The organism is Mesorhizobium sp. GW821-FHT07A06 (genome assembly GCF_059419085.1).
Genome location: NZ_JBWKRC010000001.1, coordinates 171342 through 185123, shown reverse-complemented (window position 1 = coordinate 185123; position 13782 = coordinate 171342). Strand labels below are relative to the sequence as shown.

Here is a 13782-nt window from a genome sequence, read left to right as displayed (position 1 = left end):
AGATACAATCGAGAGCATTGATGACAAAGAAAGCTTTGATCACCGGCATCACCGGGCAGGATGGCGCATATTTGGCGCAGTTGCTGCTGTCCAAGGGATACGAGGTCCACGGACTGGCGCGGCGATCGAGCACGGCTGACGTCAATACAACGCGCCTGAAATGGCTTGGCATCGAAAACGATGTCCGGATCGTTGATGGCAACCTGACGGATTTGTCCGGCCTGGCTCGAACCATGCGCGATGTTAAGCCCGACGAGGTTTACAATCTTGCCGCCCAATCCTTCGTCAAATCATCTTGGCAGCAGCCGATCCTGACGGGCAATGTCACCGGCATAGGCGTGACCAATGTGCTCGAGGCACTTCGCCTCGAATCGCCCGAAGCCCGTTTCTACCAGGCGTCGTCCTCGGAAATGTACGGTCTTATCCAGGAGCCCATGCAGTCGGAGACAACTCCTTTCCATCCGCGTTCGCCTTACGCGGTCGCTAAGCTCTATGGCCACTGGATTACCATCAATTATCGCGAAAGCTTCGGCCTGCATGCCTCGAGCGGCATCCTGTTCAATCATGAATCTCCGCTTCGCGGCATTGAGTTCGTCACCCGAAAAGTCACGGACGCGGTGGCGCGCATCAAGAAAGGCCTGGCAAAGGAGTTGCGGCTCGGCAACATCGATGCCAAGCGCGATTGGGGTCACTCCAAGGATTATGTCCGTGCCATGTGGCTTATGGTGCAACAGGACCAGCCGGACGACTACGTCGTCGCGACAGGCAGGACGACGACCGTGCGCGACATGTGCCGAATCGCGTTCGAACATGTCGGGCTCAAGATCGACGATCACCTGGTGATCGATCTGGACCTGTTCAGACCGGCCGAGGTCGAAATTCTGCTCGGAAACCCTGCGAAAGCAAAGCAGAAGCTGGGATGGGAGGCGACGATCTCGCTGGAAGACATGATCCGTGAAATGGTGGACGCCGATCTCGAACGTCACGCCGGTACCGCCAAGCGCTGAGTTGAGCGGAGAACCCTTTTTGCGTTATGGTCGATAGGTTGACGCATCGCATCCTGATAACCGGGGCAACAGGGTTTGTCGGCACGGCACTGTTGCGGCTGCTGGAGCGGGAACACGCTGACTGCAAGGTGTTCCCGCTTGGCCATGGCGCGGGCCAACGAAACGCGATCGACCTGCAGGACCGAAAGGGGCTCGACGAGGCCATCCGCGAGGTGCAGCCCACCGCGCTCATCCATCTGGCCGCGGTCGCCGCTCCTTCCGATGCACGCAACGCGCCACGGCATGCCTGGAACGTCAATTTCAACGGAACGATGAACCTCGCCCAATCCATGCTGCACAACGCGCCGGACGCCCGGTTCGTCTATGTGGGTAGTTCCGAAGCGTATGGCGCTTCCTTCCTGAGCGCGGCAGGTCCGGTGACGGAAGACGTGCCGCTTCGGCCGATGACGGTCTACGGCGCCACAAAGGCGGCCGCGGACCTGATGGTCGGGCAAATGGCATATGAAGGTCTGCGCGCCGTGCGCTTTCGTCCCTTCAACCACACCGGCCCCGGCCAGTCCGATGCCTATGTGGTTTCCGCCTTCGCACGCCAGGTCGCCGAGATCGTGTCCGGCAAGAGCGAGCCGGTCATTCATGTCGGGAATCTCCAGGCGGAGCGTGACTTCCTTGATGTTCGCGACGTGGTGCGCGCGTATGCCAGTTCCGCAGTGCTGAATCTGGATGCCGCACCCGACCAAGTCTACAACATCGCATCGGGACAACCCCGGAAAATCCGTGATATCCTGGATACGCTTGTTGCGCAGTCGGGCATCGACATCGAAGTACATGCCGACCCTGAAAAACTGCGCCCGAACGAGATTCCCACCGCATCAGGTGATGCTTCAAAGGCACGCGCCGAGTTGAATTGGCGGCCTTTGGTGCCATTCGAGCAGACAATAGCCGACGTTTTCGGGTATTGGCACCGGCTATGCAACGCTCGATGACGACATCACCGCAGCGCGCCAAAGGTTGAGCACATGTTTCGAAGCCTGTGGCAGTACCGCCATTTCATCATTTCCTCCATCAGGGGCGACCTGAAAGGGCGTTTCGTGCGGTCGCGTCTGGGCGGCCTGTGGTTCATCCTTCATCCGCTTGCGCAGGCGCTCATCTTCTCGATCGTCCTTTCTGAAGTTCTCAAGGCAAGGCTCCCGGACACGGACAGCCCCGCGGCCTATCCGATCTATCTCCTGTCCGGCATGGCGGCCTGGACGCTGTTCAGCGAGATTCTGACACGCAGCATGACCGTCTTCATCGAGCAGGCACCCGTGATGAAGAAGATCGCCTTTCCGCGCTTGTGCCTGCCCGTCATCGTGGGGGGCACGGCGCTCATCAACCATCTGCTGCTGCTCATCGCCCTGTTTGTCATCTTCATCTTCCTCGGCCATATTCCGGGCCGCGCCCTGGTCTTGCTGCCGATCGGGATCATCCTGATTGCAGCGATCGGCTTCGGCCTTGGCGTGATCCTCGGCGTGATGAACGTGTTCATTCGCGATGTGGCGCAAGTCATGATGATCGTGCTGCAGCTCTGGTACTGGCTGACGCCGATCGTCTATCCCGCCAATGTTCTGCCCGAAAAATATGCTTTTCTGATCGGCCTCAATCCGATCGCACCGCTGGTGGCGCTTTATCAGGACGCGTTGTTGTTCAACCGCTGGCCGAACCCTGAAAGCCTGATCGTGCCGGCGGCACTTGGAATTGTGAGCATGGCTTTCGCAATGATCTTCTTTCGGCGCGCAAGCCCCGAACTCGTCGACGTGTTGTAGCCATGACCGTGCTTTCCGTCAGCCATCTGTCGAAACGCTATGCGAGCTACGCAAGCAATCTGGAAAGGTTTGCCGGCTGGTTCGGCGCGCCCGTCAAGCCCACGGAGGAATTCTGGCCGGTAAGGGACATCTCGTTCTCCCTGGCGGCCGGCGAGGCACTGGGCCTCATCGGCCAGAATGGTGCGGGCAAGAGCACGCTTCTGAAGCTGATCACCGGCACCGTTCGGCCTACCGAGGGCACGGCAAGCGTTGGCGGCCGCATCAGCGCCATCCTCGAACTCGGGCTCGGCTTCAACCCCGAATTCACCGGACGCCAGAACGCCTACCATGCCGGCGGACTGATGGGACTGTCGCAAACGCGGCTTGCCGCACTGATGCCGCATATCGAGGACTTTGCCGAGATCGGCGACTTCTTCGATCAGCCGCTGCGAACCTATTCGAGCGGCATGCAGGCGCGGCTGGCCTTCGCGCTCGCCACCGCCGAACGGCCCGAGGTGCTGATCGTCGACGAAGTGCTTTCGGTGGGCGACAGCTATTTCCAGCACAAGAGCTTCGACCGGATACGCAGTTTCAGGGCCGCCGGCACGTCGATCATTCTGGTCACTCACGGTATGGGGGACGTCAGATCCTTGTGTGACCGGGTGATTCTGCTGGACAAGGGGCGCGTGCTGAAGGACGGGCCGCCCGACGAAGTGGTCGACTACTACAACGCCCTGATCGCGACCAAGGAGAACGCCAAGCTGACCATCGAGCAACGGCGCGAAAGGGACGATTGGCTTTACAGCAGGAGCGGAACCAAGGCGGCCGCGGTTGAATCCGTCGCGCTGATCGACGGCGAAAACGGGAAGCCGATCAAGACCGCCATCTCAGGACAGAGCGTGACAATTCGAGCCCGGATAGAGGCGAAGGAGGACATTCCGGAACTGGTCATCGGGTTCATGCTGAAAGACCGCGCCGGCCACACAGTTTGGGGAACCAACACCTGGCATACGGGCCAGGTGCTTTCAGGCATCAAGGCCGGAGACAAGGTGGAATGCAACCTGCGTCTTGCCTGCGCGCTTGGCCAGGGTTCATACGGACTTTCCATTTCGCTCCACACCGGAGACGTTCACATCGACAACAATTTCGACTGGATCGAAAACGTCGAGGTTTTCGACGTCATCAATTCAGACCGCCCGTTTTTTGTCGGGACGAGCCGCCTTGAACACGTGTTCGAAATCGTCAGATGAAAAAAACTTTCGATGATCTCTACAAGGCCTTCGAGGATCGCTTTCGCGGCTCGAGGGAACTCGTCAAGGATCGGCTGAAGATCTACCTGCCCTTGTTGGCGCAGGTACCGCGACAGGCCGAGGGACCGACCCTGGCGATCGATCTTGGCTGCGGACGCGGCGAATGGCTCGAGATACTCGCCGAGGCTGGGTTCGATGCCACGGGTGTGGATACCAATGCGCGTATGGCACAGGAGGCCACGGACCATGGCCTCAAGATCGAATTGCAGGACGCGATCGACTATCTCGGCGGCAGGCCGAACAACAGCGTGGCCGTCATTTCGGCTTTCCATATGGTCGAGCACGTACCGACGGATTACCTGATCAGACTATTGGATGAATGCAACAGAGTGCTGACCGATGACGGCCTGCTGATCCTGGAAACACCCAATCCGGAAAATATCTCGGTCGGTACGCATACTTTCCATCTCGACCCAACGCATAAGCGTCCCCTGCCGCCGGATTTGCTGGAATTTCTGGTGGGACAAGCTGAATTCGCGGAGACCGCGATCTTGAGGCTGAATGGCGCCCCGATGATCGACGCCGGACCGATGGAACGCAGCATTCACCTGATGTTCGAGGTGGCGCGCGACTATGCCTGTCTGGCGAGAAAACACCTCGTGGAAGGACCCAATGCACTTGCGGCGTTTGTCGAGAGCGCATCGCAAATGGTGCCCACGGACACAAGGCAGATAAAGCAATGGCTGCGTTCCGCCGATGACGAAGTCGTCGACATATCGGGAGGCGTCAAGGCAATGATGACTTCGACCGCGCTCCAGCTTCAGCAACTGACCGATAATCTGGCTGCCCAGTCCGACATGATGCGAACGGGCAATATCGCGCTGACAAACACCGTGGCTTCTCTCGGCAAACAGCTTAAGGACATCATCAAGGACAGAGCCGTGGCAGCGCGCGATACCGAGATCGAGCGCCTTCGTCACCATCTTGCCGAGGAAGAAATCACGGCGAGAGAACAGTCTTTCCTCAAGGATGCCGTCATAGAGGAGCGTGACGCCGAGATTGCCCGCCTGAGCCAAAGCATGGCGGCGCTGGCCGAACAGGTTGAGCAACTCTCGGCGCTTACGGACGCCTTCAAGAACTCGACCTCGTGGAAACTCGCAGCTCCCATCCGAGCAATGAAATACTTGTACCGCACTGCATTAGAGCGGCCAAAATACAATAGCCGTGACCTCGCCGCCCCCTCCCCCGCGTGGACGCTGGCGCCTGGTGCCAATACCAGGCTTCTGATGCACCATGGCCTGCTGTGGTTGCGGCTGAGGCCGCGCTTGGCCGCTTCCGTACGGCGCGCAGTGCGGCTGGCTCCGCCGATCGAGCGCCGCCTTTTGGCTTTCGCACGCGCCCGAAGCGGATTGATCATCATCGACAAGGATTGGATGCTTGATCCGGACCCTGTCGCGTTCCGGGCCTGGAGCAAGCTTCTCATGACCGGAAAGTCGAAATGACAAATGCCCAGCCATTGAAACTCTGGGTCGACGGTCAGTGCCTGCAAACCCACAGCCGGAAGCGAGGCATCGGCCGCTACGTGCTGGATCTGCTCCAAGCCCTCTCCGGCCAAGATGGCGACATCGAACTGCAGGTATCGCTGAATGCGGCGATGCCCGAGGCAGCCATTGCCGCGCGATCATTGCTCTCGGGCATCGTCCCTCCGGATCGAATTCATGTCTGGCACGGCAAGGTTGAAGGGGGCGAGGCCGATTTCGGTTACACGCCCTGGCGCCGCCGCAGCGAGATTGCCCTCATTCATCACGTCAACCAACTCAACCCGGATGTCGCGTTGTCCGCAAGTCCGTTCGAGGGGGCCGTCGACCCCGCGGTTCCCTATCGAGGTGGCTCTTTGGCGACGGTCAAAACAGCCGCCATCTTCTACGACGCGATCCCATTCAGGTTTCCCGAAAAGTACATGCGCGACACTCGTCAGCGAGAATATTTTCACAGGCGCCTCTCAGGGTATGGTAATTTTGACATCACCTTCACAATCTCTGAGTTTTCTTCTGAAGAATTTACAGAACTTGTCAAAAATTCTAATTATAAATATATCGGAACCGGCATATCGGAAAATTTCGTCGACCTGATCGGCGAAAGCAACGAGATCCATCATAAAGAATACGATTATCTCCTCTATGTTGGTGGCTTCGATTGGAGAAAGAATCTCGATTTAATACCGCAAGCAATCGTCAATCTTTCAGAATCACTCCGCCATAACTTAAAGCTTGTGATTGCCGGGGAAATCACACCCCGGGAGAGGGTCGAGTACTTCAACCTCTGGCAGTCTCATGGCTTGCGACCTGACCAGGTTGTATTCGCGGGCGCCGTCGACGATAGAACGCTGGTGCGTCTGTACAAGGGAGCGCTGGCGCTGATCCAACCCTCTTTCATGGAGGGTTTCGGGTTGACGGCGTTGGAAGCAATGGCCTGCGGAACACCAGCCCTCGCCGCCAGAGCCGGGGCGCTTCCCGAAGTTGTCGGAGACGACGGGCTGCTCTTTGATCCAACGTCCCCGCTGGATCTTGCGGAGAAGATCGATATCGCCGCCGCGGGCAAACTCAACGCGCGCAAGCTGAAAGAACTGGCGCGAGAAAGAATCGACACATTCAGCTGGCGAAGGGTGTCGGATCGTGTCGTTCAGGGTTTGCAAGGGCTGGACAGTCGCGCGGCTCCGCAGCGGCTCGGGCTTGTCGAAGCACTGGATGTCAAGAGAGGCGACGAACAGGACGCTTCGACCTTGATGGCTCTCGCCGAACCGGAGGCTACGCAGCGACGACTTCTGGTAGACGCCACGGCGACACTTCTGGAGGACCATCGGACAGGCATTCAACGCGTCGTTCGGCGCATCTGTGAAAGCATGTTCCCACGCGGATCAAAGGGCGAGAGCAAATACATCTCCTTTTGCGACGACCAATCCGGCTGGTACGCGGCAAGAGAGTGGACGGGACGGCCGCCGACAAAGCATTCATCGAACCGGCTGCGGCCGAACGCCGGCGATACAATCCTGATGCTGGACAGTTCGTGGCCTTTTCATACCCTGCATCCGGCATTTCTGCGCCCGGCTCTCATCAAGGGGGCGGAGGTCGTATCCTGCCTCTACGATACGGTTCCCTTGCGCTCCGCCGCCTTCTGTCATGAAGGCATGCCGCCCCTGTTCAGTGCATGGTTCCAAACCGCGCTCGCCTACTCCACCGGCTTTGTCTGCATTTCCCGGGCAGTCGCCGACGAATTGCTGGATTTGCTGGCGGGCATCCGGTTTCCGCGCCGAATGAAGGTTGGCTACTGGCAACTCGGCGCGGATTTCGCAATGGACGCGTTGCCATCGAAGCCGCGAAGCAGGAGCGTGATGCGACCTCGCTTCCTGATGGTTGGAACGCTGGAGCCGCGCAAGGGCCATCGTGTTGCACTGGATGCATTCGAGGCATTGTGGGCCGACGGATTTGATATCGAACTGGTCATCGTGGGCAGGACCGGTTGGGGCATTTCGCATCTCATCGACCGCATTCAGCGCCATGTGGAATTTGGCAATCGCCTGCATTTGCACGCAAGCGTCGATGACGGACATCTTGGTACCCTTTATAGCGATTGCGACGCCCTGATCGCGGCTTCGTTCGCGGAAGGATTTGGCCTGCCCATCGTCGAGGCGGGCCATTTCGGCAAGCCGGTTCTCGCCAGCGATATTCCAGTATTCCGAGAGGTGGGAAAGGGTGCGGCCGCAGCGCATTTCTTCGAGATGGGATCGTCAGCGGCCCTGGCCGACGCGGTCAAGAGCTTCCTGAAGCGGCCGTTCATATCCAAGCCGAGCAAAGTTTCATGGCCGACATGGTCCGAGAGCGCCGCGCAGCTGGAAAGCGTCGTCGTGGGGCAGAAATGGTACAAGCTCTACGAGCCGAGTTCGCCTAAGCCTTTCGCGCCACTGAACGACCTTGGCGACACGCGGGTCACCGCGTCTCTCGAGGAGGAGCAGCGCGCGCATCGCCTGGAGCTCGTGGAGGGTCCATATGTGACCGATGACGGCGCCGCGTCGAAGATCGTCGTCAATGTGACCAACCTCTCCGATATGGCCTGGTCGAGCCGCGGCCCGGTTGACGCCAATATGGGCGTGGTGCTGAGCTATCATGTGCTCGACGCAGCAGGCCAGCTTCTTCAGTATGACAATGCCCGCACTCACATTCCGTTTGTGCTGATACCAGGCGACACGATCCATCTGGCTGTCAATGTTCCCGTTACCTGGCGTGAGCGCGGCGCCGCCTTCGTCGATATCGAGCTCTTGCAGGAGGGCGTCCGGTGGTTTGGCAGTCCGCTGCGCGTGACGTTGTAGTCGGGTGATTTCGTGAGCTGGCTGAGCAGGAAGCAGAAACGCATGATCGGACGCAGCGATATCATCGCAGGCTACAAGGAACTCCTTGATCGCATGCCTGAGTCGGATGACGTCATTTCCGGGCATCTCACGGCCCACAAGAACGTCGAAGCGTTCCGCGACAGCATCCGACAGTCGCAAGAATATCAAACCAAGAAAAGCCTGTCGGCCGTCAATCCGATCTCAACTGCGCAACCGTCGACCTGGCAATACGGGAAGGCTATTACGCCCAGCAATCTCGATGTCTTTGTAACCTGCTCCGACAAGCTTGGCCCGCCAGGTTCACCGCAAGTCGAGCAGTTCTGGCGCGGCATGCAATATGTTCCCGAGACCAGGGTGAACCAGAAGCTGGACCCATTCGGGGAAGAATATGTCGCACAGCAAATTGCCGTATATCGGGAGATTGCCAGGCGAGACGTCAATCAGCACGCGAACGAGCAAACCGACTTCGCGATGGCGGACCATATCGCCGGCGCCAATCCCTACGCCCATCAGCCGCCGACCGCCGTGGGGATGCATGCCGGGCGTGTCGCGCGTGCCATCCAGTATTCGGGACTGCAAATTGGCGATCGCATTCTCGACATGGGCTGCGGCTGGGGTACGAGTTGCGAATTGATGGCGTTTTGCGGACTTGAGGTGACCGGCCTTGACATCAATCCGCGCTTTGTCGAACTGGTGAACGCCAGGGCAAAGCGGATCGGCCACAAGGTCAATGCCATTCTGGGCAGCTTCGAGAATATTCCCGGCGACGAACTCTACGACGCCGCGCTCTACTATGAGAGCCTCCACCACGCCATAAAGCCGTGGGAGACGCTGTCGCTCGTCAACAGCAGGTTGAAACCAGGCGGAAAACTCATGCTCGCGGGCGAACCGGTGAACGACATCTGGAAACACTGGGGCATTCGCACCGATCCGATTTCAGTCTATTGCATCCGCAAGTTTGGCTGGTTCGAAAGCGGATGGAGCGCCGACTTCATTTCAAAATGCGTGAAGCGGTGCGGTTTCGAAATCGACCATTTCGCCGAGGAAACTGGCGCGATCGGCTGGGTCATGATCGCACGCAAACCGGACTGAACACATCATTGTGCCGAGGAGCCTTTCGTGCCATCTGGATTGGTGATCCAGATAGTAAAGTGATTGCCGCCGCATGTCGAACAGCCTGAAGACTTTTTTGGCGGGAGTTGTCCTATTCCCGCTCGTACTCATCACTAATGGAGCAATTCCCGGGTATATGAGCCCGACGACTGCTCAGGTATTCTGGCTTATGGGCTTCTCTAGGTCATTCGCGAATTTCGGGTCTCTATATGCGCACAATTTTGGATCTCCAGAGCCGGCGGCAATGTCACTTGGGCTGTCGGCAGCGCTTCCCGCCGCCATCTTTCTAAAAATAGGCGCATCGCCAGCCAATGCCTATGCATCGGCGTTCGCCATGTGGCTCGCCGTGGCCTTTACAGGAGCATTCTTGTTCGCCAGATATATCGGCGCTGGGCGGTTGGCAGCGCTGCTCAGTGCCTTGATCTGGTGTACCTTCCCGATTGTTTGGCAGAATAACAGTTTCTCGACGGTGGCGCTCGGGATCGCGCTGCTACCTCTCTATCAACTTACGGCGATGCAGGTCTCGATTGGTCGCCTCTCAGCCTGGCGGTGCCTTGCTTTGGCCGTCGCCACACTCGTCGCTGTGTTCATGGACGGCTATACCTTCATGATGTTCGCATCCGGCAGTGCCTTGATGTTCGGGTGCGCGCTTATAAGCCGTCGCCACGATCTAAAGATAGATCTGCTATACCGCGCCCTCGCCATCATTTTTGCGTTCGGTGCCTCTTACGGGGCTTACGCCCTATATCAAGGAATTCCCACGTTCGCTGCCGAGCCTATCGACGGTTTTCGTGGGTGGGCTGCCAGTCTTGAGTTCTTTTTCGTGCCGACATCAGGCGTGCTGGCAATACCAGATATACTTGGACTCAGCACGGGTCGAAATCCGAGGGACTATTTCGGAGATGAATCCACGTTCATTTCGACGTTCTGCGCCGGCATCATCCTCGTTGCCCTTTACAGTGCATTTGCGATCAAGAAGAGAAGCTACTTTCTATCAGTTTTGACGTTGATAGCGATAGCTGGATTCTATATGGCGCTTGGCCCAACGGTAAAATTTCTAGTCTACCGGCCTGAAGGCTCCAGTCAACTTATGCCTGCTTCCTATGGATGGTTCGAAACCGGAAATGCATGGATCTCAGAGTATTTGCCCGGCTTTAGAATCATGCGAGCCAGCTACCGCTGGACGGCCCTTGGAATCTTCGGATGCTGGGCAATCTTTGTATTGATGCTGGCAAGCGGCAAGCTGTCCATGAACGCTAGGGCGATGTTGATTGCAATCTTACTGATCCTCAACATTCCCAGCCCGATACAGCTGAATTTATACAGACACTTTCTAAACGTTGTCAATGAATGGACTACAGAGGTTGCGTCGTGGCAACCGCACTTTCATGCTGGTGAAACAGTCGCATTTCTCCCCTACGGCAACGACTTTCTTGCCAACTTCATTGCGAGCGAACTGAACATCCGGACCTACAATATCGGGGGAGACAAAAATCTTCTTTCTGCCATGAGCAGTTGGCCAAAAGAAATGACTAACTTTGAACAAGGCCAAATAGCGCCTGATTTTTCAACAAATGTACGGGCGTTTCTTGAGAGCGGCAAAGCCGATGCGGTCGTGCTCTCGTACATAAACCTACTTTGGGCGGCTCATGATTGGCCGGCTTCTGACGAGCGGGAAAAGGAGCTTTCTCCCATCGCCAAAATTCTCGACGGCGAGGACCGATACGAAGCGGATTTTATGAAGCACTATGCCGTCATCCGCCTTGCCCACGGGCTCAATCCAGCTGGCAGTCTATCGGTGTGGAATTCGATGCCTCCAATCGATCTAAGCAAACCAGTAAATTTCGTAAGTGGAGCAATTGACGGAAACTATCTCGTTGGACGCGGATGGTATCTATCCGAACCAATCGGCACATGGTCTCGCGAGAAGCAGGCGTCAATCCTGCTGGACGCGACCGACATTCCAGACGGCGGGAAATTGCGCGTCACATTTTCGGTCTTCGCGCCAGGAAATACTTGCACGAAAGTCGAAATTCTAAGCGGGGCGATCACAATTTTGGACCAAAATTATTGTAGCGTTTCGGGCTGGATCACCACAGAATTTCCGCAAGCTAGTTTGGCAAAGAATGGTCAACTGGACTTTCGTGTTGATCAGTTGCGCTCACCTTCATCATACGGAAGTGCCGACCAGAGAATGCTCGGCGTGCTCCTTCAATCAGTGGCTGTAGTCAGATGAGCGATGCGCATGCGAAGCGCCAATTGTTAGGCACGCCATTCGTAAATTGCCAGATTGTGGCCCGCCATTCGGTGCCGTTGATCAGAGCCTTATACGGGGTGGGCATTGCGCCAGCCTTGGACCCCATCGACTAATATCTGCGGTCTTCCCGCGGTCAATCCGATGATCGCTGGCCTTTCCATCTCGAGTTTCCAGCCTTGGCTCAGGAGAGTGCCCATGATCCGTCCTTCGATCTGGCGTGAGTGCGTGCCTATGACGATGTAGCGGACGAATCTGTTGAGATCGTCGATAGCAGCCTCAATAAAATCTGCTTCGCCACCTTGGATATCGATATGCACGAGATCAACCGGCTCGCCGTCGACGATCTCGGCCAATGGGTAGGCGTCGACCTGCTGATACTGCCCTGACGCTGAAGCTTCCTTGATCTGTGCCGCCGACGCGTCCAAAATCGGCTCCGAGCCCCAGGACGCCCCTGCATTCTCGACTATCGGAAAGAGTGCTGCCCCCTTCTTGGGTGCAGCGACACCATGAATAATGCGGAACTCGTTGCTCGCAAAGCCATTTGCCTCCATCGCCTCGTGGGCATAGGCGACATGCTCACTGTCTCCTTCGATGCCGATGAGTTCCACCGCCAGTCCTTTATTGCGCGCTGCGACACCGGTATTGTTCAACCAACACCCCCAGCCACATCCGAGTTCCACCACCCGGAAACGCCCTGAGGCCAAGTCGACAGCTCTCAATGCGGCAGCCCACTCGGCAATGTCGGCGTGCCAATTGGCGGGGATCGGAATTGGCTCGATGGTGCCGGCCTTGCCGTCAAGGATGCCAGGGAAGAAACGCGGCGAAATTTTCACGCCGAGAAAGTTGGTGACGTGAGACGGATCTGCAGTTAGATTTTGGCGCGCGTGGCGATTGATCGTCTCAATCGCATCGAAACTGCAGTTGTAGTGAAAAAATACGCTATCCGGTTCCAGTTTCCCTGATGTTCGCAGCTGCTCGTTCTGCTGTACAAGGACATCCCGCTCCGCCAAGAGATTTTTGCGATCCTCCCATAGCCTCCTGATCTGCGGTATCTTGAGTGCAGCGGCCTTGAGCGTTTTTGATCGCATCCTGGGGAGCATTGCCTTGTTCAATTTCGTTGACTGGTTATTCCGTGCAGACGACCGACAATCAGTCCGCCGGCAAAAAAGAGAAGATCGCCCAGGACAGTGACCATCCTTCCGATCACCACCGCCAGGAGAATGACGGAGCCAGAACTCAGTCCACCGAGCAGGAAGAGCAACACCGCCTCCCTGACACCAATACCGGCCGGCGCGCCTGGGGTCACCAGCCCGGCAAGCCACGCCAGCACGTAGGCGCCTGCAATCGCCGGATAAAGCGCCGGTCCGACTGAACCGCCGGCAAGGTTATAGGCTCCCGCAAAAACGAGACCGGAAAATGCCAGAAAGGCGAGATAGCAAATAGCAGCCACACCAAAATCCACGCCTCTGTTTGAGGCCAGCCAAAGCGCGCCCGCCACGACCGCAGCGAAACAAACCCAGCCGAGCCAGTCCGGAGTGTCGGCGACAATCAGCGATAACAGAAGCGGCGAAAAGAGAGCTCCGCCAACGATGAGGATGGCGAGTTCATACGCAGTCGATTTGGCCAGCGGCCGATTGCCGATACCCGCCGCCACACCAATGGCTTGCCGCCCGGCGAACTGGAAAATATTGCCGGGGACATATTTCGCGAGTTGCGAGGTTGCATAGGCGCGGATTGCCCAGGAACGAGAGGCCGAAACTCCGAGATGGACCAGGAGACGCCGCCAGCCAACGGCAAGCAGCAGATTCGAGACTCCGTACAGACAGGCCAGCGCGGCAATTGCGACGTATCCGCCGAGACCAATTCGTCGGAAATCGATCTCGCCAGCGTAACTGTGAAGTCGCATCCCCACGAAAACGAGGCCGGCCAAACCCAGGAAAGCTCCGATGCGGTTGAGCCAAGTCCTCGCGCCCGGGCCGAGCGCCAT

The 13782-nt window shown here is 57.6% G+C and carries 10 protein-coding genes; 8 read left to right on the top strand and 2 right to left on the bottom strand.

All coding sequences use genetic code 11. From position 1 onward, the window contains the following. The first annotated feature begins 20 nt into the window (after positions 1-20). From gmd to AC07SZ_RS00885, 8 genes are all read left to right on the top strand, one after another. Positions 21-1007, top strand: coding sequence for a GDP-mannose 4,6-dehydratase (gene gmd, locus AC07SZ_RS00920; protein WP_494913013.1), 987 nt, complete (start codon positions 21-23; stop codon positions 1005-1007). Between the two features lie 38 nt (positions 1008-1045). Beyond that, positions 1046-1990, top strand: a complete 945-nt coding sequence (locus tag AC07SZ_RS00915) for a GDP-mannose 4,6-dehydratase (RefSeq protein ID WP_494913012.1) — start codon at positions 1046-1048, stop codon at positions 1988-1990. A 33-nt stretch (positions 1991-2023) separates the two neighbouring features. Next, the gene (locus tag AC07SZ_RS00910) at positions 2024-2809 is read left to right on the top strand and encodes an ABC transporter permease (RefSeq protein WP_056563787.1); all 786 of its coding nucleotides are present in this window, start codon (positions 2024-2026) and stop codon (positions 2807-2809) included. A gap of 2 nt (positions 2810-2811) precedes the next feature. Then, positions 2812-4038, top strand: coding sequence for an ABC transporter ATP-binding protein (locus tag AC07SZ_RS00905; RefSeq protein WP_494913011.1), 1227 nt, complete (start codon positions 2812-2814; stop codon positions 4036-4038). 92 nt (positions 4039-4130) lie between these two features. Then, complete coding sequence (locus tag AC07SZ_RS00900) at positions 4131-5540, top strand: class I SAM-dependent methyltransferase (protein WP_494913010.1); 1410 nt, start codon at positions 4131-4133, stop codon at positions 5538-5540. After that, positions 5537-8404: a glycosyltransferase family 4 protein gene (locus AC07SZ_RS00895; protein WP_494913009.1), complete on the top strand. Its 2868-nt coding sequence runs from the start codon at positions 5537-5539 to the stop codon at positions 8402-8404. The genes AC07SZ_RS00900 and AC07SZ_RS00895 overlap by 4 nt, the downstream gene beginning before the upstream one ends. A gap of 42 nt (positions 8405-8446) precedes the next feature. Then, positions 8447-9517: a class I SAM-dependent methyltransferase gene (locus AC07SZ_RS00890; protein WP_494913008.1), complete on the top strand. Its 1071-nt coding sequence runs from the start codon at positions 8447-8449 to the stop codon at positions 9515-9517. Between the two features lie 265 nt (positions 9518-9782). After that, a complete protein-coding gene (locus AC07SZ_RS00885) occupies positions 9783-11774 on the top strand; it encodes a putative glycosyltransferase family protein (RefSeq protein ID WP_494913007.1) in 1992 nt (663 codons plus the stop codon). 89 nt (positions 11775-11863) lie between these two features. Here the strand turns inward: AC07SZ_RS00885 and AC07SZ_RS00880 are convergent, their stop codons facing one another. Beyond that, on the bottom strand, positions 11864-12907 hold the full coding sequence (locus AC07SZ_RS00880; protein WP_494913006.1) for an FkbM family methyltransferase: 1044 nt from the start codon (positions 12905-12907) through the stop codon (positions 11864-11866). Beyond that, positions 12904-13782, bottom strand: a complete 879-nt coding sequence (locus tag AC07SZ_RS00875; RefSeq protein ID WP_172374165.1) for a hypothetical protein — start codon at positions 13780-13782, stop codon at positions 12904-12906. The genes AC07SZ_RS00880 and AC07SZ_RS00875 overlap by 4 nt, the downstream gene beginning before the upstream one ends.